This is a genomic window from Cellulomonas hominis, from assembly GCF_901521055.1.
GTDB classification, from domain to species: Bacteria; Actinomycetota; Actinomycetes; order Actinomycetales; family Cellulomonadaceae; genus Cellulomonas; species Cellulomonas endometrii.
On sequence record NZ_CABEGA010000029.1, the window covers coordinates 1 to 19,694 of the forward strand.

General features: G+C 74.9%; 20 protein-coding genes. 7 read left to right on the forward strand and 13 right to left on the reverse strand.

Features of this window, described 5'->3' with window-relative positions; translation table 11 throughout:
* The first annotated feature begins 104 nt into the window (after positions 1-104).
* Genes KJP73_RS08070 through KJP73_RS08085 form a run of 4 tightly spaced genes read left to right on the forward strand, consistent with a single transcriptional unit; the run spans position 105 to position 3,952 of the window.
* Positions 105-257: a hypothetical protein gene (locus tag KJP73_RS08070; RefSeq protein WP_213282287.1), complete on the forward strand. Its 153-nt coding sequence runs from the start codon at positions 105-107 to the stop codon at positions 255-257.
* Between the two features lies 1 nt (position 258).
* Entirely contained in the window at positions 259-1,971 is a 1,713-nt protein-coding gene (locus tag KJP73_RS08075; protein ID WP_249669214.1) for a hypothetical protein, read from the forward strand.
* Complete coding sequence (locus KJP73_RS08080) at positions 1,968-2,696, forward strand: ABC transporter ATP-binding protein (RefSeq protein WP_213282288.1); 729 nt, start codon at positions 1,968-1,970, stop codon at positions 2,694-2,696. Before KJP73_RS08075 ends, KJP73_RS08080 begins: the two co-directional genes overlap by 4 nt.
* A complete protein-coding gene (locus tag KJP73_RS08085; protein WP_213282289.1) occupies positions 2,693-3,952 on the forward strand; it encodes an ABC transporter permease in 1,260 nt (419 codons plus the stop codon). The genes KJP73_RS08080 and KJP73_RS08085 overlap by 4 nt, the downstream gene beginning before the upstream one ends.
* Before the next feature lie 21 nt (positions 3,953-3,973).
* Here KJP73_RS08085 and KJP73_RS08090 read toward each other — a convergent pair whose 3' ends face one another.
* The 7 genes from KJP73_RS08090 to KJP73_RS08120 all read right to left on the reverse strand — a co-directional run bounded on the left by KJP73_RS08090 (position 3,974) and on the right by KJP73_RS08120 (position 11,066).
* A complete protein-coding gene (locus KJP73_RS08090; RefSeq protein ID WP_213282290.1) occupies positions 3,974-4,405 on the reverse strand; it encodes a heat shock protein transcriptional repressor HspR in 432 nt (143 codons plus the stop codon).
* 46 nt (positions 4,406-4,451) lie between these two features.
* Positions 4,452-5,456 carry a DnaJ C-terminal domain-containing protein gene (locus KJP73_RS08095; RefSeq protein ID WP_213282291.1) on the reverse strand — a complete coding sequence of 335 codons (1,005 nt, stop codon included), beginning with the start codon at positions 5,454-5,456 and terminating at the stop codon, positions 4,452-4,454.
* 145 nt (positions 5,457-5,601) lie between these two features.
* Positions 5,602-6,240: a nucleotide exchange factor GrpE gene (locus KJP73_RS08100; RefSeq protein WP_213282292.1), complete on the reverse strand. Its 639-nt coding sequence runs from the start codon at positions 6,238-6,240 to the stop codon at positions 5,602-5,604.
* Positions 6,237-8,099 carry a molecular chaperone DnaK gene (dnaK, locus tag KJP73_RS08105; RefSeq protein WP_213282293.1) on the reverse strand — a complete coding sequence of 621 codons (1,863 nt, stop codon included), beginning with the start codon at positions 8,097-8,099 and terminating at the stop codon, positions 6,237-6,239. The genes KJP73_RS08100 and dnaK overlap by 4 nt, the downstream gene beginning before the upstream one ends.
* Positions 8,100-8,286: 187 nt before the next feature.
* Positions 8,287-9,516 carry a DUF418 domain-containing protein gene (locus KJP73_RS08110; protein ID WP_213282294.1) on the reverse strand — a complete coding sequence of 410 codons (1,230 nt, stop codon included), beginning with the start codon at positions 9,514-9,516 and terminating at the stop codon, positions 8,287-8,289.
* Positions 9,517-9,653: 137 nt separating this feature from the next.
* Positions 9,654-10,538, reverse strand: a complete 885-nt coding sequence (locus KJP73_RS08115) for an AraC family transcriptional regulator (protein WP_213282295.1) — start codon at positions 10,536-10,538, stop codon at positions 9,654-9,656.
* 99 nt (positions 10,539-10,637) lie between these two features.
* Complete coding sequence (locus KJP73_RS08120) at positions 10,638-11,066, reverse strand: hypothetical protein (protein WP_213282296.1); 429 nt, start codon at positions 11,064-11,066, stop codon at positions 10,638-10,640.
* 131 nt (positions 11,067-11,197) lie between these two features.
* Between KJP73_RS08120 and KJP73_RS08125 the strand changes: the two genes are divergently transcribed.
* Positions 11,198-11,779 (forward strand): dihydrofolate reductase family protein, encoded by a 582-nt coding sequence (locus tag KJP73_RS08125; protein WP_213282297.1) that lies wholly within the window; start codon positions 11,198-11,200, stop codon positions 11,777-11,779.
* Between the two features lie 17 nt (positions 11,780-11,796).
* Here the strand turns inward: KJP73_RS08125 and KJP73_RS08130 are convergent, their stop codons facing one another.
* Positions 11,797-12,519 (reverse strand): dienelactone hydrolase family protein, encoded by a 723-nt coding sequence (locus tag KJP73_RS08130; protein ID WP_213282298.1) that lies wholly within the window; start codon positions 12,517-12,519, stop codon positions 11,797-11,799.
* Positions 12,520-12,723: 204 nt separating this feature from the next.
* On the reverse strand, positions 12,724-13,713 hold the full coding sequence (locus tag KJP73_RS19510; RefSeq protein WP_349628299.1) for a cold-shock protein: 990 nt from the start codon (positions 13,711-13,713) through the stop codon (positions 12,724-12,726).
* Positions 13,714-13,796: 83 nt separating this feature from the next.
* Between KJP73_RS19510 and KJP73_RS08140 the strand changes: the two genes are divergently transcribed.
* Positions 13,797-14,186 (forward strand): HNH endonuclease, encoded by a 390-nt coding sequence (locus tag KJP73_RS08140; RefSeq protein ID WP_213282299.1) that lies wholly within the window; start codon positions 13,797-13,799, stop codon positions 14,184-14,186.
* A 125-nt stretch (positions 14,187-14,311) separates the two neighbouring features.
* Entirely contained in the window at positions 14,312-15,874 is a 1,563-nt protein-coding gene (locus KJP73_RS08145; protein WP_249669215.1) for an SDR family oxidoreductase, read from the forward strand.
* A 16-nt stretch (positions 15,875-15,890) separates the two neighbouring features.
* On the opposite strand, the gene KJP73_RS08150 is transcribed toward KJP73_RS08145, so the two are convergent.
* From KJP73_RS08150 to KJP73_RS08165, 4 genes are all read right to left on the reverse strand, one after another.
* Entirely contained in the window at positions 15,891-16,709 is an 819-nt protein-coding gene (locus KJP73_RS08150; RefSeq protein ID WP_433995157.1) for a class II glutamine amidotransferase, read from the reverse strand.
* 96 nt (positions 16,710-16,805) lie between these two features.
* Positions 16,806-17,471, reverse strand: a complete 666-nt coding sequence (locus KJP73_RS08155; RefSeq protein WP_213282301.1) for a TetR/AcrR family transcriptional regulator — start codon at positions 17,469-17,471, stop codon at positions 16,806-16,808.
* Between the two features lie 166 nt (positions 17,472-17,637).
* A complete protein-coding gene (locus KJP73_RS08160; RefSeq protein ID WP_213282302.1) occupies positions 17,638-18,876 on the reverse strand; it encodes an Nramp family divalent metal transporter in 1,239 nt (412 codons plus the stop codon).
* 77 nt (positions 18,877-18,953) lie between these two features.
* Complete coding sequence (locus KJP73_RS08165; RefSeq protein ID WP_213282303.1) at positions 18,954-19,646, reverse strand: hypothetical protein; 693 nt, start codon at positions 19,644-19,646, stop codon at positions 18,954-18,956.
* Positions 19,647-19,694 lie beyond the last annotated feature (48 nt).

Genomic DNA, 19,694 nt, shown 5'->3' on the forward strand with positions numbered 1-19,694 from the left:
CCTGCTGCACCTCGTGGTTCACCGCCATGGACGCCTTGACGTAGTCGATCTCCTCCTGGCAGGTGAAGTCGGCCCTCGCCGCGTTCACCGACAAGGAGATCGCGATGGCGACGGCCGACTTCACCTGCCAGGAGGAGATCGACTACGTCAAGGCGTCCATGGCGGTGAACCACGAGGTGCAGCAGGAGTTCGTCGACACCCACCGCGACGAGCTCGAGGCGTGGGCCGAGGCCGCCACCGCCGCGCGGGACGCCTGACGTGCGGGCAGGGCACGAGACCGGCACCGAGGACCTGGGCGAGCCGGATGCCGGGCGTCGCGGTGCCCTCGGCACGTGGTGGCGCAACGGCAACCGCACCCTGCCCCTGCTGGGCGCCGTCGCGGTCGTCAGCCTGGTGGCGGGGCTGGGGCTGAGCCGGCTGGTGATCAACCCGGCCGACGCGGCGGCCCGCACCGCGCCGCCCGCCGCCGGCCCGATCACCGTCCCGGTCGAGAGCCGGGAGCTCAGCAACGACGTGACCATCCGCGGCGACGTGGTGTTCGACGGGGCCGCCGAGGTCCGGGTCGAGACGGCGGACCTGGGCGAGCGCGCGGTCGTCACCGGCCAGGTCCCGGAGGTCGGCGCGACGTTCGACCCCGGCTCCGTCGCCCTGGAGATCGCCGGGCGGCCCGTCATCGTGCTGCCCGGTGCCCTGCCGACCTACCGGACCCTGCGCGTCGGTGTCTCCGGGCCGGACGTGCTGCAGCTCAAGGCCGCCCTCGGGGCCCTGGGCATCGGCGCGGGCGACCCGACCTCCGACGACTACGACGCGGCGACGGCCGCCGGCGTGGCGGCCCTGTACCAGCGGGTCGGCTACCCCGTGGCGCCGGCCTCGGACGAGGAGACGGAGGCGGTCGACGCCGCCGAGCAGGCCGTGCGCTCCGCCCAGGCGGAGGTCGCCGCCGCCGAGGGCGCCCTCGGCGGCGCCGGTCGCGGCGGCACGACGGCCGCGCAGGTCGCGGAGGCCGACGCGGCGGTCCGCGCCGCGCAGCGCGCCCGCGAGGTCGCCGAGGCCGCGCTCGCCGACCTGCAGGCCGGGTGCGGCACGGGGGCGGTCACGGAGTGCGGGTCCGCCGCGTTCGCCGCCGCGCGCAACGCCGTCGCGGACGCCGCCGACCAGGTGGGTGTGGCCGCCGCCGCCCGGGCGCAGCTCGACGCCGCGCCCGACACCTCCGCGGAGCGCGCGGCCGTGACCGCGGCCCGCCAGGCGCTCGCCGACGCCCGGACGGCGCTGACCGAGGCGCAGCAGCAGACCCTGACGACCCTGCCCGCGAGCGAGGTCGTGTACCTCGAGACGCTGCCCCGGCGCGTCGACTCCGTGGACGTCCGCCGCGGCGGCACCGTCGACGGCCCGGTGATGAGCGTCTCGGGCGCCACCCTGCAGGTGGAGGCGAGCGCCGCCCGCGCCGACGCCGCCCTGCTCACGGTCGGCGCCACCGGCACCGTCGTCGCCGGGGACCTGGAGGTCCCGGTCACCGTCACCGAGATCCGCGCGGCCGGCGACGACCCGGGCTCCGGCGGCTCGGGCGAGGGCGAGGGCGGCGAGGGCGACGGCGGGTCCGGTGACGGCGAGTCGTCCGCCGGCCGCTCCACGGTCGTGCTCGTCCCCGGCGAGCTCCCGCCCGAGCAGGTCGCGGCGCTCCAGGGCAGCAACGTCCGGGTGACCATCCCGGTGTCGTCCACGGGCGGCGCGGTGCTCGCCGTCCCGCTCGCCGCCCTCACGGCCGGCCCGGGAGGCGAGTCGCGCGTGGAGGTCATGGACGACGACGGCACCACCGCGCTGGTCGAGGTGACCACCGGCCTGGCCGCCGACGGGTACGTCGAGGTCACGGGCGTCGAGCGGGACCTGTCCGAGGGCGAGCTCGTCGTCATCGGCGAGGCCGGCTCCGGCGACCAGGCGACCGCCGGCCCGACGTCCGGGTCGGACGGGTGACGGAGCTCGACGCCCGGCTCGACCCCGTCGAGCCGGGCGACCTGGCGCCGCCGCCGCCCGTCGTGGAGCTGCGGCAGGTCACCCGCGTGTTCCCCGGCGACCCGCCGGTGCACGCCCTGCACGCCAGCGACCTGCGCGTGGACGCCGGCGACTACCTCTCCGTCGTGGGGCCCTCCGGCTCGGGCAAGTCGACGCTGCTCAACCTGCTGGGGCTGCTGGACCGGCCGAGCTCGGGCGAGTACCTGCTGGACGGCGTCCCGACCGGCACCTCCTCCGAGGCGGTGCGCTCGGCCCTGCGCGGCGGCCGCATCGGCTTCGTGTTCCAGTCGTTCCACCTGCTCCCGCACCGCACGGTGCTCGACAACGTCCTGCTGGCCACCCTGTACAGCGGCGTGCCGCGCGCCGAGCGCCGGGAGCGGGCCCTCGCGGCGCTCGACCGGGTGCACCTGTCCCACCGGCTCGGGTTCCGGCCGACCGTCCTGTCCGGCGGGGAGCGGCAGCGGGTGGCCGTCGCCCGGGCCGTCGTCACGTCCCCGCAGGTGCTGCTGGCGGACGAGCCGACCGGCAACCTCGACACGCACAACTCCGCCGACGTCCTGGACCTGTTCGACGAGCTGCACGCCGACGGCCTCACCCTCGTCGTCATCACCCACGACGCCGCCGTGTCCGCCCGGGCGCAGCGGCGGGTGCGCATCGCCGATGGCCGCCTGAGCGAGCTCGCATGAGGGGCGCCGTGCTGACCGCCCCGCCCCGGCCGCCCCGCGCGGACCGGTTCGGGCTGCGGGACCTGGTCGGGGAGGCCGCCGCCGGCGTCGACGCGCGGCCCGGGCGGCTGTTCCTCACCATCCTCGGGACGGTGCTCGGCATCGCGTCCGTCGTGGTGACCGTGGGGCTCGCGCAGACCGCGGCGGGGCAGATCGCCCGCCAGTTCGACGCCGTCGCCGCCACGCAGGCCATGGCCACCGCGAGCACCACCCGCACGGCCGACGGGTCCCAGCGGGCGAACGCCCCCCTGCCGTGGGACGCCGACGAGCGCGCCGGGCGGCTGGCCGGGGTCGAGGCCGCCGGCCTGGTCGCGGCCGTCGACACCGGGGACGCCACCGTCACCGCCGTGCCCGTGAACGACCCGTCCCAGCCGGAGCCGGTGTCCCCGCCGGTCCTCGCGGGCAGCGGCGGGCTGCTCGACGCCGTCCGCGGGACCGTCGTCACGGGCCGGTTCTTCGACGCCGGCCACGACGCGCGCGCGGACCGGGTCGTCGTGCTCGGCGCCCGCGCGGCGGACCGGCTCGGCGTCGCGCGGGTGGACCGCCAGCCGTCGGTGTTCATCGGCGACCGCTCCTACACGGTCATCGGCGTGGTCGACGACGTGCGGCGCCGCAGCGACCTCCTGGACGCCGTGATCCTGCCGCTCGGCACCGCGCGGGCCGACTTCGGGCTCGCCGCACCCGAGGAGCTGCACCTGCGGATCGCGGTCGGCGCGGGGCCGGTCGTCGGCGACCAGGTGCCCGTCGCGCTGAGCCCGAACGCCCCGGAGACCGTCACCATGCAGGTCCCCGCGAGCGGCTCCCGCGTCCAGGAGTCGGTCCAGGCGGACGTCAACACGATCTTCCTCGCGCTCGGCGGCGTCGCCCTGCTCATCGGCGGGCTCGGCATCGCGAACGTCACGCTGCTGTCCGTGATGGAGCGCGTCGGGGAGATCGGCCTGCGGCGGGCCCTCGGCGCGCGGCGGCGGGACATCGGAGCGCAGTTCATGCTCGAGTCCGTCGCCGTCGGCCTGCTCGGCGGGCTCATCGGGGCGGCGCTCGGCGTCGCGACGGTCGTGATCGTGTCGGCCGCGCAGTCCTGGACGCCGATCCTCGACACGGCGGTCGTGCTGGCGTCCGCCGCCGGCGGCGGGGTCATCGGGCTGCTGGCGGGGATCTACCCGGCGCTGAAGGCGGCCTCGGTCGAGCCGATCACCGCGCTGCGCGGCGGCGTCTAGGCGCAGCGTCGTCCGGGCGTGTCAGCGACCGCCCGGCCGCCAGAGCACGATCGCCCCGGCCTGCCGCTCGGCGTCGCCGGCGGGCTCCCGCGCGGCGCGCCGCTGCCCGCGGCCCATCGCCACCACGTCCCCGGACGGGTGCGCGGTGAACACCCGGCGCCCGGGCTCGGCGAACGCCCGCAGGTACTCGACCTGCCGGCGCAGCCGCTCCACCTCGTTCTCCAGCTCGAGGATCCGCTTGATCCCCGCGAGGTTCACGCCCTCCTCCTGGGAGAGGCGCTGCACCTCGCGGAGCGTGGCGATGTCCCGCAGGGAGTACCGGCGGCCGCGCCCGCGGGTCCGGCCGGGCTGCACGAGCCCCAGCCGGTCGTACTGCCGCAGGGTCTGCGGGTGCATCCCCGCGAGCTCGGCGGCCACGGAGATCACGTAGACCTGTGCCTCGTCGGACACCATCACGACCACCTCCCCCGGATCCGTCGGGCGACCGGTGCCGCCCGCCTCACTCCTTGGCGCGCGCGAGCAGCTCGGCCCGCGGGTCCTCGCCGGACGTCGCGATGCCGAACGCCTGCACGGCCTCCTTCGCCGCGGCGCTCAGCCGCTGCGGCACGACCACCTGGACCGTGACGAGCAGGTCCCCGGTGCCGGCGGGCGTCTTCACGCCGCGGCCCTTGACCCGCAGGGTGCGCCCGGACGGGGTGCCCGCGGGGATCTTCAGCCGCACGGAGCCGCCGTCGAGCGTCGGCACGGCCACCTCGGCGCCGAGCGCCGCCTCGTCGAACGCGACCGGCAGCGTCACCCGCAGGTTGCTGCCGTCGAGCGCGAACACCGGGTGCGGGGTCACGCGGACGGTCACCTCGAGGTCACCGGCGGGTGCGCCGTTCTCCCCGGGCCGGCCCTTGCCGCGCAGCCGGATCTTCTGCCCGTCGCGCACGCCGGCCGGGATGCGGGCCTTCACGGTCCGCCCCTCGACGCCCAGCGCCACGGTCGAGCCCTCGACCGCCTGCCGGAACGGCAGGGTCGTCACGGCGGACAGGTCGGCGCCGCGTCGGCCGCCGCGGGGCTGGCCGAAGCCGCCACCGCCGCCGCCGAACAGCCCGCCCAGCAGGTCCTCGAACCCGCCGTTGCTGCCGCCGCCCGTGGTCGCACCCTGCGGGAACCGCACGCGGCTGCCGCCGCCGGCACCGCCGAACACGCCGCCGAACAGGTCCTCGAAGCCGCCGGCCTGCGCGCCCCCGGGGCCACCGGCACCGGCGCGGAACCGCGCCCCGCCGGCCATCGCGCGCAGCTGGTCGTACTGCTGGCGCTGCTCCGGGTCGGACAGCACGGCGTACGCCTCGCCGACCTCCTTGAACTTCGACTCCGCGACGGCGTCCCCCGGGTTGTGGTCGGGGTGCATCGTCCGGGCGAGCTTGCGGTACGCCTTCTTGATCGTCGCGGCGTCGGCGTCCTTGGAGACGCCGAGCACGGCGTAGAAGTCCTTCTCCAGCCAGTCCTGCCCGCTCATCACGCCTCCTTCCTCGTCGTCGTCCCGCTCATCCTGGCCTGTGCCGGCGCCTGCGCGGGCCGTTCCGCGGTCAGGGGCGGGGTGAACCCGGCGGGCACGGTCGCGTGGGTGCGCGACCGTGCCCGGCGGGTCCTGCTGCTGCTCGTCACGCCTCCGGGTCGACCACGGCCACCCGGGCGGCCCGCACGATGCGGTCGCCCATCCGGTAGCCGGGCTGGAGGACCTGCTGCACGGTGGGCTCCGTGACGTCGGCCGAGTGGCCGTGCATCAGGGCCTCGTGCACCGTCGGGTCGAACGCCTCGCCGGCGGAGCCGAACCGCTCGATGCCGAACCGGCCGAGCGTCGCCTCCAGCTTCTCGGCGATCGACGCGAACGGTCCGACCAGGTCGCCGTGCTGGCGGGCGAGCTCGATGTCGTCGAGGACGCTGATCAGCGCCTCGGCGACCGCGGCGACGCCCTGGTCCCGGGCGGAGGCCGCCTCGGTCTTGGACCGCTTCACGTAGGCCGAGTACTGCTGCTCGAGGTTGAAGTAGTCGGCGTTGCGCCGCTGCAGCTCGTCCAGCCGCTCGGCGGCCAGCTTCTGCGCCTCCACCAGGCCCTCCAGCACCACGGCCTCCTCGGCGGCGTTCGCCGCCTCCTCGGCCTCGGCGAGGACCTGCTCCTCGGGCGTCGGCTCGCGCAGCTGCCCCGTCTCCGGGTCGATGCGGCGCTTGTCGGTCACGCGGGGGCCCTCCTCGGGGTCGGGCTGACCCGACCCCGAGGCGGCGGTGAACTCGTCGCTCACTTCTTCTCACCCTCGTCGTCGACGATCTCGGCGTCCACCACGTCGTCGTCCTGCGACGCACCGGCGTCCGCCGCGCCCTCGGCCGGCTGCTCACCGGCGGGGGCCTGCTGGTTCGCGGAGTACAGCGCCTCGCCGATCTTCTGGCTGGCGGTGACCAGGGCGGTCTGCTTGGCGGTGACCTCGGCGAGGTCGGTGCCCTCCAGCGCCTTCTTCAGGCCGTCCACCGCGGAGCGGACCTCGGACTTCACGTCGTCGGACAGCTTGTCGTCGTTGTCGGTCAGCAGCTTCTCCGTGGAGTACACGAGCTGCTCGGCGGAGTTGCGGGTCTCCGCCTCCTCGCGACGCTGCTTGTCCTCGGCGGCGTGCGCCTCGGCCTCCTTGACCATGCGGTCGATCTCGTCCTTCGGCAGGCCGGAGCCGCCGGAGATCGTCATCGACTGCTCCTTGCCCGTGCCGCGGTCCTTGGCGGACACGTGCACGATGCCGTTCGCGTCGATGTCGAAGGTGACCTCGACCTGCGGGACGCCGCGCGGGGCCGGCGCGATGCCGGTCAGCTCGAACGTGCCCAGCGGCTTGTTGTCCCGCGCGAACTCGCGCTCGCCCTGGAACACCTGGATCAGCACCGACGGCTGGTTGTCCTCGGCCGTCGAGAAGATCTCGCTGCGCTTGGTCGGGATGGCCGTGTTGCGCTCGATGAGCTTGGTCATCACGCCGCCCTTGGTCTCGATGCCGAGGCTCAGCGGGGTGACGTCGATCAGCAGGACGTCCTTGCGGTCGCCCTTGATGACACCGGCCTGCAGGGCGGCACCGACGGCCACGACCTCGTCCGGGTTGACGCCCTTGTTGGGCTCCTGGCCACCGGTGAGCTCGCGCACGACGTCGGCGACGGCCGGCATGCGCGTCGAGCCGCCGACGAGGACGACGTGGTCGATGTCCGCGACCTTGATGCCGGCGTCGCGGATGACCGCGTGGAACGGCGCCTTGGTGCGCTCGAGCAGGTCGGCCGTCATCTGCTGGAACTGCGCCCGGGTGAGCTTCTCGTCCAGGTGGATGGGGCCGTTCTCGCTCATCGACAGGTACTGCAGGCTGATGCTGGTGCTGGTCGCGGACGACAGCTCCTTCTTGGCCTGCTCCGCCGCCTCGCGCAGCCGCTGCACGGCGATCTTGTCCTTCGACAGGTCGACACCGGTGGAGTTCTTCACCTGGCCGACCAGCCAGTCGACGATCCGGTTGTCCCAGTCGTCGCCGCCGAGGCGGTTGTCGCCGGAGGTCGCGCGGACCTCGATGGTCGAGAAGTCGTCGTCCTTGCCCACCTCGAGCAGGGAGACGTCGAACGTGCCGCCGCCGAGGTCGAAGACGAGGATGAGCTCGTCCTCCTTGCCCTTCTCGAGGCCGTAGGCGAGGGCCGCCGCGGTGGGCTCGTTGACGATGCGCAGGACGTTCAGGCCCGCGATCTGGCCGGCGTCCTTGGTCGCCTGGCGCTCGGCGTCGTTGAAGTACGCCGGGACGGTGATGACCGCGTCGGTGACGGGCTCGCCCAGGTACTCCTCGGCGTCGCGCTTCAGCTTGCCGAGGACGCGGGCGGAGATCTCCGGCGCGGAGTACTTCTTGTCGTCGATCTCGACGGTCCAGTCCGTGCCCATGTGGCGCTTGACGGACGAGATGGTCCGGTCGACGTTGGTGACGGCCTGGCGCTTGGCGACCTCGCCGACCAGCACCTCGCCGGTCTTGGAGAACGCGACGACCGACGGGGTCGTGCGGGCGCCCTCGGCGTTGGCGATGACGGTGGGCTCGCCACCCTCGAGGACGGCGACCACCGAGTTCGTGGTGCCCAGGTCGATACCGACTGCTCGTGCCATGTGAGTGCCTCTTCCTTCGTCGTGCTGCGTCGCCCGGCGCTCGCGTCGCGCACGGGACGCGGCGCTCCGGACTGCCTTGAGCCTGCTGCACTCAAGTCTGCGACGCGGCCGCGCTCCTGGCAACTTCCCGGCGTCGAACTTGAGTCCACCCCGCTCAACATGGCGACGGCGGCGGGCATTCCCGGGATCATGACCCTGACGGCCGCACCGCCGCCCGCGGCCGGCCGTAGGCGAGTCGCCGGAGGGCCACCTCGAACGGGCCCCGGCGCCCGGCCCGACGCAGCGCGACGGCGACCGCCACCGTGACCAGCCACACCCCGACGGCGAGCAGGGCGGCCTGCGCGGTGGAGATGCGTCCGCCCAGGCCCAGCCCCCAGTCGCTCAGGAGCGGCGCGAAGATCACCGACTGCAGCAGGTAGCAGGTGAGGGACCGCTCACCCACGGCCGTGACCGCGGACACGGCGCCCCGGCCGGTCCGCCCGCCCCACACCGCGGCGACCCAGCCGAACAGGCACACGTAGCCCAGGCCCATCACGTCCCCGGCGACGTGGTGGACCAGCTCGGCGAGCGCCAGCGGCGTGTGCCCCGGACGCCACACCTGCGCGACGGCCAGCGCGTACGGGAGGCTGCCGAGGAGGCTCAGCGCGGCCGCCCCCGCGGCGACCTGCCCGAGCCGGCGTCGGTGCTCGGCCGGCCGCGTGAGCCAGCCGGCTCGCGCCAGGAGGATCCCGACCACCAGGTGCGGGACGAACATCAGCGTCAGCGTGTACAGGGACGTCACGGTCGCCGTCGCGCCGACGCGCTCCAGCGCCGAGGACAGGTACGTCGTCGTCGCCTCCGCCCCGGCGACGTCGCCGCCCCCGGGGTCCGAGGGCAGGAGCAGGACGAGCCCTCCGACCGTCATCGAGACGGCGTACGCGACCCCGGCCCACCACAGCAGTGCCGTGCGGGAGCGGTGCAGGAAGAGCAGCGCCACCAGACCGGCGGCTCCGTACGGGGCCAGGATGTCGCCGCCGTAGAGCAGGGCCGCGTGCAGCAGCCCGAGCACGACGAGTCCCACGCCGCGGCGCGCGAGGACCCCGCGGGTCGCCCTCCGGTCGGCACCCCGCGCGGCGAGCCGCCCCGCGATCGTGGCCAGCCCGAAGCCGTAGAGGATCGCGAACATGGGCCTGCTGTGGCTGTCGGCGACGAGCGTGACGACGCCGTCGACGAGGTGGTCCAGCGCCGAGCCGCCGGCCGGGCGCCCACCGGCCTCGTTCCAGCCGTCGTCCGGCCAGAGGTAGCCCCACACGTTCGCCGACGCGATCAGCAGCAGCAGCATCCCGCGGGCCAGGTCCGGCGCGAGGGAGCGCGGCGGAGGTGGGGACGCAGGGGCGTCTCGCGGCTTCGGTGCCGTCAGGGTCTCGTCGTGGCTCATGTCCGTGACGCTAGGGACGCGGGAGGAGCAGCCCCATGGGGCAGACCCCCGGATGCGCAGGGAGGCAGACCCACGGGTGGCGCCCGAGGTCGCGCCCCTGGCGACCGTCCGTCGAGCCGGCGTGACCGCACGTGCGCTCAGCCAGCCTCCACCGGCAGCCAGAGCTCGACCGTCGCGGTGCTGAAGTCCTCCGCGCGGTCGAGCACCGCGACGACCTCGGGGCCGGGTCGCAGGCGCCACGGGTTCGACGGGAACCACTCGGTCGCCGTCGCCACCCACAGGTCCTGGAGCGCCGCGGGGTAGGGGCCGGCGGCACGGAAGACCGCCCACGACCCGGCCCCGACCGCGAGCACGTCGAGGTCGCCGGGGACGTCCACCGCGTCCGTGACGGCCACGCCGTGCAGGTACGTCAGGTCGGTGCCCTCCCGGCGGTCGGGGTCGAGGTCGGCGCTCACGGCGAGCAGGCCGCGGGGCTCCGTGTCGCCGAGGGCCTTCAGCCGCAGGTGCTCCTGCGGGTCCAGCGAGGCGACGTGCCGCTGCACGGCGGGGTTGACGCCCTCGTGGACGAGGGGGACCCGGGTGGCATGCCCCGCCAGGCGGAAGTCGGGGCGGGAGACGATGCGGACGTCCATGGGAGACGCTCCTTCGACGGTCAGGCGGAACCTCAGGCGAGGCTGGGCGCGGAAGGGGCCACCGTCACGTCGTGCCCTGCCCGGGCTGACCCCGTGCACGGCGTGGAACGCGCGGCCGAACGCCTCGGCCGACCCGTACCCGTAGCGCACGGCGATGCTCAGCAGGTCCTCCGACCGGCCGACGACGTCCGCTGCGGCCACCGTCATCCGCCGGCGGCGCACGTACTCCGACAGCGGCATCCCCGCCAGCGACGAGAACATGCGCCGCAGGTGGTACTCGGTCGTCCCGACGGCGGTGGCCAGGCGGGCGACGTCGAGCTCCTCGGTGCGGTCGGCCTCGGTGAGGTCGGCCTCGACGAGGTCCACGAGCCGGTTGAGCGAGGTGATCACGGTGCTCCCTTCCGCCCACGACTCTGCCGCGCGCGGACGTCGCCGGACCCGATCATCGCGGTCCGGTGCGATCAAGCGCCCGGTGCCCGGCGCGACGGGTCAGTCGACGTCGAGCGACAGCAGCAGGATCTCCCGGTCCACTGCAGCGGGCGGCCCCCACACCGTCAGTCCCTCGTCGGTCCGCAGCCAGGCGGCCGTCCCGTCGCCGCCCCAGTTCGAGGCGGCCCACTCCTCGCCGGGCCGGTCCGTGCTGCTGGCCGACCCGTTCGCGACGCCGACCTCGATCGTCTGCCCGTCGGGGAACGTCAGCGTCCAGCCGCGCAGGTCGCACGTCGTGTGCTCGGCGAGCTCCTCGACGGGGAGCACCCGCACGTGCCGGCACAGCGGCAGCGTGCCGCGGACGTCCACGCCGGTCGGGGCGCAGCCGGCTACCACGAGCACCGACAGCGCGAGCGTCACCAGGACCGGACCCGCGCCGTCCCCGCGCACCGCCCTCGCCAGCGCCGTCCTCATCGCGACCCCACCCACGGCGCGATCGTACGGCTCACGCCGCCGACGCCGAGGCAGAACCGGGGTCCGCACCTGGCCGTGGGCGGCACCGCGCGAGTAGCGTTCCGCGCCTGGGTCCGGAGCAGCACCCACGGCGAGGAGCAGCAGCGATGACGGCGACCTACACCTTCGACGTGTTCATGAGCCTCGACGGCTACGGCTCCTACGGGCCGCCCGGGGACTGGGGCGGGTACTGGGGCAAGCAGGGCCCGGAGCTGCTCGACCGCCGCAGCGCGCTGTACGACGGCGAGCAGCGCACGGTGTTCGGGGCCACGACGTTCCGCCAGTTCGTGACGATGCTCGCCGAGAGCACCGAGGAGTCCGAGGTCCGCGACGCCTGGGTCGACCGGATGCGGCACCTGCCGGCGACGGTGGTGTCCTCGACCCTCCGGGAGCCGCTGGACTGGCCCGACGCGACGGTGGTGGACGGCGACGCGGTCGAGGTCGTGACCCGGCTGAAGGCGGAGTCCGACGTGCCGCTGCGGTCGCACGGGAGCCTGTCGCTGAACCGGGCGCTGCTCGCCGCCGGCCTGGTCGACCGGCTGCACGTCACGGTGTTCCCGGTGGTCACGGGCAGGAGCGGGACGAGCCCGGTGCTCGCCGGCGCCCCTGACCTGGACCTCGAGCTGCTGGAGAGCCGGCTGCTCGACGGGCGCACGCAAGAGCTGGTCTACCGGCCCGCCGCGCGCTGACGGCGGGCCGGCAGCCGTCACCTCAGGTGCCGGTCGAGGAACCGGGCGCCGTCCGCCAGCTCGAACCGCGGCGTGCCGAGGTGCCCGCCGGGGTTGGCGTGCAGCGTCTTCTCGGCGCTGCCGAACGCGTCGAACAGGCCGAGGGCCCGGTCCCGCGGGTTGCCCTCGTCGTCCCACTGCAGCAGGAGCAGCAGCGGGACCGTCACCCGAGGGGCCAGCTCCCGGACGGCGCGCGGCACGTAGCCCCCGGCGAACAGGCAGGCGGCCGCGACGCGCGGCTCGGCGACGGCCAGGCGGATGCCCAGCGCCGCCCAGCCGGAGTACCCGACGGGTCCGGTGATCCCGGGCAGCGTGAGCAGGGCGTCCAGGGTCGCCCGCCACTCCGGCACCGCGCCGTCGACCAGCGGGCCGACGAGGGACTCGAGGATCTCGTCGACCGGCTCGCCGGCCTGCAGGGCCCGGCGCAGATCGGCCCGGGCCCGCTGGGCGGCGGCGGGCACGGGCCGCTCGCCGCAGCCCGCCGCGTCGATGGAGGCGACCGCGTAGCCGTGCTCCGCCGCGTGGAACCGGGCGCGCGCCACGAGCCTGGCGTCCGACCGGGGCAGCCCGTTGTTGTGCGCGATGAGGACCAGCGGAGCCGCGGCGGGCCCGCGGGTCCAGAGGGTGCCGGGGATGTCGCCGAACGCGAAGTCGCGCTCGAGGACGCCGCCGTCGAGGGGTCGTTCAGAGGTGAAGTGCATGGTCGTGCCTCTCAGGAGCGTGGACGGCGCTCCCGGACGACCTACCGCCCGACCGTGACCCCGCAGGGGAGCACCCATGTCGTCGCTGCGTCCACGGGTACCACCTCCTCGGTCTCTCGCACGGTTCCGGCAGGCTAGCCGCGGGGCGGGCGGCCGGGACAGCACATTTCCCGGCCGCGCCGCCCCGCACCGCCCCGCGCGAGGTCAGGCCAGGTCGACGCGGTCGGCCTGCGGCCCGCGGTCGCTCTGCCGCACCTGGTACCGGACCCGGTCGCCCTCGTAGAGCGCGTCGGTGTTCTGCAGGACCGACACGTGCACGAACAGGTCCGGCCCGCCGTCGTCGGGCGTGATGAAGCCGAAGCCGCGGTCCGCGTCGTAGCGCGCGACCACGCCGGCGCCACCGCGCGCCGAGCCCCGGGACGCCGTGGGGCGACCCGACGCGCCACGGCCTGCCCCGCCACCCGGCGCGCCACGCCCGCGGGACGCCGAGCCGCCCACGAGCCGCACGTCCTGGGCCTGCGTGCCCTTCTCGCCGACGGTGACGCGGTACGTCACGCGGTCGCCCTCGGCCAGCTCGGTGGCGCCCCCGGCCAGCGACCGGGCGTGCACGAAGACGTCGTCGCCGCCGGTGTCGGGCGTGACGAAGCCGAAGCCCTTGCCCGCGTCGTACCAGGTCACGGTGCCGTCGGCGCCGTCGGACGGCACGCCCTGCCGGCGGGCGTCGGCGCCGAGCGGCAGCAGGTGGTCGGCCTGCGGGCCCTTCTCGCCCTCGACGACGAGGAACGCGACGCGCTGCCCCTCCTCGATCACCCCGCCGCCCACGATCGCGGAGCTGTGCACGAAGATCTGGTCGTCGCCGCCGTCGGGCGTCAGGAAGCCGTAGCCCTTGGCCGGCTCGTACCAGGCGACCGTGCCGAGCCGGCCGAGGGCCGCGTCGACGGCGCTCCCGCCCGTGACCCGGACCTGCCGGGCCTGCGGGCCGCGGTCACCCTCGCCGACCTCGAACTCGACGGTCTGCCCCTCCCGGAGCGACGACGTCCCGTCGTCGTTGCCGACGATCTCGGACGCGTGCACGAACAGGTCCTCGGCGTCGTCGTCGAGGGCGAGGAAGCCGAACCCCCGCTCGGCGTCGAACCAGCGGACAGTTCCCTGGGGCACGGTGGTACTCCTCGTGGTGATGGCGGTTGCTGCCACCCAGTGTCCCCCGACGCGATCGCAGACGCGTCACCGCCGCCGGCCGGACCCGCCGCGGGGTCCCAGGGCGGTAGCGTCGCCGCGTGGTCCGACGCCGCACGCTCTCCTCCGCCACGGCCTCGCCGTCGACCCGCGCGCGCTACGCGAGGCGCCGTCGCCGCCGGGTCGCCCTCGCGGACAACGACCTGAGCCCGGCGGAGTGGGACGACCTCGTCGCGGCCTGGGGCGGGTGCGCCTACTGCGGGGCGCGGACCACCGCGCTGCAACGGGACTGCGTGCTGCCGATCTCGCGCGGCGGTCGCTACACGCTCGGCAACGTCGTCCCGGCGTGCGCCTCCTGCAACGCGAGCAAGCACAACGACGAGGTCACCGGGTGGCTCCGGCGCAAGAAGCTCGACGAGCGGGCCTTCCTGGTCCGGCACGCGACGATCGTCCGGGCCCTGCTCCCGGCCGAGCCGGCCGAGCCCGCCTGAGCCGTCCTGAGTCGTCGTCAGCCCGGTGTGACCGGACGCACCGTCGGTTCCGCGACCCCTCCGCGTACGATCTTCGGGGCCCCGCGCGACCGCGGCGCCCTCTCCCCTCCCAGGACGGACGGCGCATGAGCGCGCAGACGACCACGCCCGGGCAGCACCCCGGCGAGGCCCCCGACGGCACGACGGATGCGACGGCTCCCGAGCTGCCCGGTGTCGACGTGCCCGGTGCCGAGCTGCCCGGCGTCGACCCCGCGGACTTCGCGACGTTCCTGCGGGTCGCCGACCAGGTCGCCGCGCTCGACCAGACGCACCCGCAGCACGCCGCTGCCCGCCGCGCTGCCTCCGGCATGTTCAAGGCCGCCAAGAAGCACCGCCGGACCGAGAAGCGCCGCGCGATCTCGGACGCCGACGCCGCGGTCGTCGCCGCGACCGCGACCGGCAGCCCGGGCCGGATCGACGACGAGACCAACGGCCTGGGGCTGACGTCCGCGGCGACCGGCGCCACCGCCGGCGTCCTGCTGCGCCCGCGGGCCTGCTACGTCTGCAAGCAGGACTACACCGTCGTCGACGCGTTCTACCACCAGCTCTGCCCGGACTGCGCGGCGCTGCACCACGCCAAGCGGGACGCCCGCACGGACCTGACCGGCCGCCGCGCGCTGCTCACCGGCGGGCGCGCCAAGATCGGCATGTACATCGCGCTGCGGCTGCTGCGCGACGGCGCGGACCTGACGATCACCACGCGGTTCCCCCGTGACGCGGTCCGCCGGTTCAGCGCGATGGAGGACGCGGGCGACTGGCTGCACCGCCTGCACGTCGTCGGGATCGACCTGCGCGACCCGGCGCAGGTGGTCTCGCTCGCCGACCACGTCGCCGCGCAGGGGCCTCTGGACATCCTCATCAACAACGCCGCGCAGACCGTCCGCCGCTCACCCGGCGCGTACGCGCGGATCGCCGAGGCCGAGCTGGCGCCGCTCGCCGACGACGCCGCGCGGATGATCACGACGTTCGGACGCACGAGCGACGCCCACCCGCGCGCGCTCGCCGGGTCCGTCAGCGAGCTCACCAGCCCGGCCCTGGCGATCGAGCGGGCGGCGCGGGAGGCGGACGAGCTCGTCGCGCAGTCGCTGACCGCGCAGGCCGCGAGCCTCGAGCGGCTCGTCGCGGGCACCTCCATCGACGCCGGCGGGCTGGTGCCCGACGTCGCCGAGTCGAACAGCTGGGTCGCGACGGTCGACGAGGTCGACCCGATGGAGCTGCTCGAGGTGCAGCTCTGCAACCAGACCGCGCCGTTCATCCTGGTCAGCCGCCTGCGCCCGGCCCTCGCCGCGTCGCCCGCCCGCCGGACCTACATCGTCAACGTCTCCGCCATGGAGGGCGTGTTCTCCCGCGGCTACAAGGGCCCCGGGCACCCGCACACCAACATGAGCAAGGCCGCGCTCAACATGCTGACCCGCACGAGCGCGGGCGAGATGCTGGCCGACGGCATCCTCATGACGGCCGTCGACACCGGCTGGATCACGGACGAGCGGCCGCACCCCACGAAGGTGCGGCTCGCGGAGGAGGGCTTCCACGCCCCGCTCGACCTGGTCGACGGCGCGGCGCGGGTCTACGACCCGATCGTCCGCGGCGAGGCCGGCGAGGACCTGTACGGCTGCTTCCTCAAGGACTACGCGCGCTCGCAGTGGTGACCGGGCCGCGCCGCGCTCACGCCACGGAGACCGCCGGCGCGAACGGCAGCAGCTCCTCCTGCCCGTCCTCGACCACGAGGCAGGTGCTCTCCGGCACCTCGAGCCACGCACCGCGCAGGTCGCCGAGCGGCTCCGAGACCACCACCCGCGTGTCGTCGGACAGCCCGTGCAGCACCGGGTTGTCCGGGTACTGGGCGCGCAGCACGGAGACGTCGCGGTTCCGGAACAGCGACCGCGACCGCCCCTCGGAGGAGTAGCGGCAGGCCCACAGCCGCTGCCCGTCCGTGACGGTGACGGTGCCCTGCATCGGGAACGCGATCCCGTGCTTGTGCCCGACGTCCTCGACCAGCCCGACGGCCGCCGCGAGGGCGGCCGGCGGGTCGTCCGTCAGGCCCATCGAGAGCGCGAGGAAGAACAGCGTCTCGGAGTCCGTGGACCCCTCGATCAGCGGGAACAGGCTCGGGTCGACGGCCATCTGCAGGTCCCGCTTGAGCGTGCTGAACGCCGTGATGCCCCCGTTGTGCATCCCCAGCCACTGGCCGTACCGGAACGGGTGGCAGTTGGTCCGCTGCACCGGGGTGCCCGTCGTCGCCCGCACGTGCGCGAACACGACGCCCGACCGGATGTGCAGCGAGAGCTCGCGGAGGTTCTGGTCGCTCCACGCCGGCTCGACGCTGCGGAACAGCCCGGGGATCGGCGAGTGCTCGTCGTACCAGCCGACGCCGAAGCCGTCGCCGTTGATCGGCTCGACCCCCAGGTGGCTCTCGCGGCTCTGCATCACGAGCGAGTTGGCAGGCTTGTACAGCAGCTCGTCGAGCGTCACGGGCGAACCCATGTAAGCGATCCAGCGACACATGTCGGCCTCCTGGCGTGGGGTCCGCGCCGGTGCGGACCCGGTGCGCCTCACTGTGCACCGTGCCCTCGCAGGGGCTCAGGCCTCCGGGTCGAACCGCGACGGCACGAGGTCGGCCAGCAGGGCGCGGTGCGCCCACCTCGCCCACGCCAGGCTGCTCCACCCGGCACGCCGGACGAGGGCGTTCCACGTCTCCGGGCCGAGGACCAGCGTGACCAGGTCCGTGGCCTGCTCCGCGGAAAGGCCGGGGCGCAGCACCCCGTCCCGCTCGCAGGCCTCGACGAGGGCACGGTGCACCTCCCGGCGCCGCCCCTCGTCGCGGGCCCACGCGTCGGCGAGCACCGACTCCCCCGCGGCGCCGAGCCGGACGAGGTCCAGCACCGGGCCCGCGCGGCCCATGAGCTCTGCCGAGCCCCGGACGTGCAGGAACACGCGGCGCACCGGGTCGGGCTCGTCCGCCACGGCCCGCACCCACGGCTGGTCGGCGAGGTCCCGGGAGGCGTCGCGCCGGTCCGCCCCGTCGACGGCGTGGTCGAGGCACCCGACGAGGATGTCGGCCTTGGTCGGGTAGGAGTAGTAGACGGTCTGCACGCCGACCCCTGCCTCCCGGGCGACGGCGGTGATGGCGGTGCCGCCGTACCCGTCGGCGAGGAACAGCCGGGTCGCCGCGGCGGCGACGCGCGCGCGGGTCGCGACGGCGCGCCGGGTGCGGCCGTCGACCGGGGCGGTGTCGCTGCTGCTCACGCTGCAAACGGTAGCAGCGCTACGGAATCCATTCGGTAGTACTGCTCCAACAACACCGAGAGGACACCCCTCGCCTGTCGACGCAACGGCTCGCAGAGGCGCGTTCTGCCATCTCGGCGCAGGTCAGGGCGTGGGCGTTGTTTCCGGAGCGGCACTACCGAAAGGCTCATGCGCCCGTCGCGAGGAGCACCAGCAGCGCGACGTTGAGCACCACCACCAGCGCCACCACCACGACGAGCGCCGCCTGCAGCCTCGGGCCGTTCGCGTGCGCGCCCATGAGGGACCGGTCACGGTTCAGCCGCACCAGCGGGATCGCGGCGAACGGGATGCCGAAGCTCAGCACCACCTGGCTGACCACGAGCGTCCACGTCGGGTCGGCGCCGACCCCGAGCAGCACCAGCGCCGGGACCAGCGTGATCGCCCGCCGCAGCAGCAGCGGGATCCGCCGGTGGATCAGGCCCTCCATCACCGCGGCGCCGGCGTAGCAGCCGACCGACGTCGAGGCCAGCCCGGAGGCCAGCAGCCCGAGGGCGAACACCACGCCGATGCCGCCGCCCAGCGCCCCGGAGATGGCGGCGTGCGCGCCCTCGATCGTGTCGGTGCCCTCGACGCCGCGCAGGTTCGCCGCGGCGAGCAGCAGCAGGCCGATGTTCACCGTGCCGGCCACCGTCAGCGCCGACCCGACGTCCCACCGCGTCGCGCGCAGCAGCCGGTCGCGGGTGCCGGCGTCCGGGACGGGCCCGAAGCGGTCCCGGCTGAGCGCCGAGTGCACGTAGATCGCGTGCGGCATCACGGTCGCGCCCAGCATCGACGCCGCCAGCAGCACCGAGTCCGTCCCGGCGAACCGCGGGACGAGGCCCCCGAGCATGCCGGCAGGGTCGGGCGGGCCGACCAGCAGGCCGCACAGGAAGCCCACGACGATGACGAGCAGCAGCCCGGCGATCACCGCCTCGAACCGCCGCTGCCCGTACCGGTTCTGCGTGGCGAGCAGCAGCATCGAGACCACCCCGACGATGACGCCGCCGAGCACGAGCGGCAGCCCGAACAGCAGGTGCAGCGCGATCGCGCCGCCGACGACCTCCGCGATGTCGGTCGCCGCCGCCACCACCTCGGCCTGCGCCCAGTACGCGAGGCGCGGCCCGCGGCGCAGCCGCCGGCCCAGGACGCCGGGCAGGGACTCCCCCGTGACGATGCCGAGCTTGGCGGACTGGTACTGCACGAGGACGGCCATCGCGTTCGCGGCGACGAGGACCCACAGCAGCAGGTACCCGTAGCGGGCGCCGGCCGTGAGGTTCGCGGCCACGTTCCCGGGGTCGACGTACGCGATCGCCGCGACGAACGCGGGTCCGAGCAGCGGCAGCAGCCGCCCCCGCGAGGCCGTGCTCCGGTCAGCTGTGGTGGTCACCGCACCTCCAAGTTCGGGTGTCCGAACTCAGTCTAGGGGCGCGCTGTCCCGGGCCGCACGGCCGGCACCCCGGCGCGTCAGGCCGCGGCAGGCTCCAGCTCGCGGCGCCACCGGCCGGCGACCCGCCGGAAGCCCACCCGCTCGAGGTAGGCGCCGGTGTCGCGGGCGTCGTCCGCGACGACCAGCGCGCGCAGGCCCGTGCCGGCGAACACCCCGCTGCGCCGGTACACGAACTCGCCCGGCGTGAAGTCGCGGAATCGCGGCGTGACGTAGTCGAGCTCCACCTCGCCGACCTCGCCGCCGGTGTCGCGGACCACTACGACGCCCACGGTCTCGTCGCCCCGGAGCACCAGGTACGCCCACCGTCGCCCGGTCGCCTCGGCGCCGGTCGCCCCGGCACCGGTCGCCTCGGCACCGGGGGCCTCGGCACCGGGGGCCGGCACCGCGAACGACGGGTAGAAGCCGGCGATGTCGTCGGCGTGCACGCCCAGGACGTGCCGCAGGTAGTGGTCGCCGGCGCCGACGGGCACGACCTCGTACACCTCGGCGTCGTGCCGCTCGCGGGTCAGCCGCCACAGCCAGTACGCGTCGATGACGGCGATGACGGCGTTCATCACCGCGAACGGCCAGATCCCGACGACGGCGTTGTAGGCCGCCGCGATCACGGACCCGGCGAAGTTCATCCAGCGGAATCGCAGGACACGCGCCTGCATCAGCGACACGACGACGAGGGCGGAACCGACCCACCCGATGATCTCCAGCAGCGGCATGGCGCGACGGTACCGGTTCGGCGCGCCGCGGCACGCGGGACGTGAATC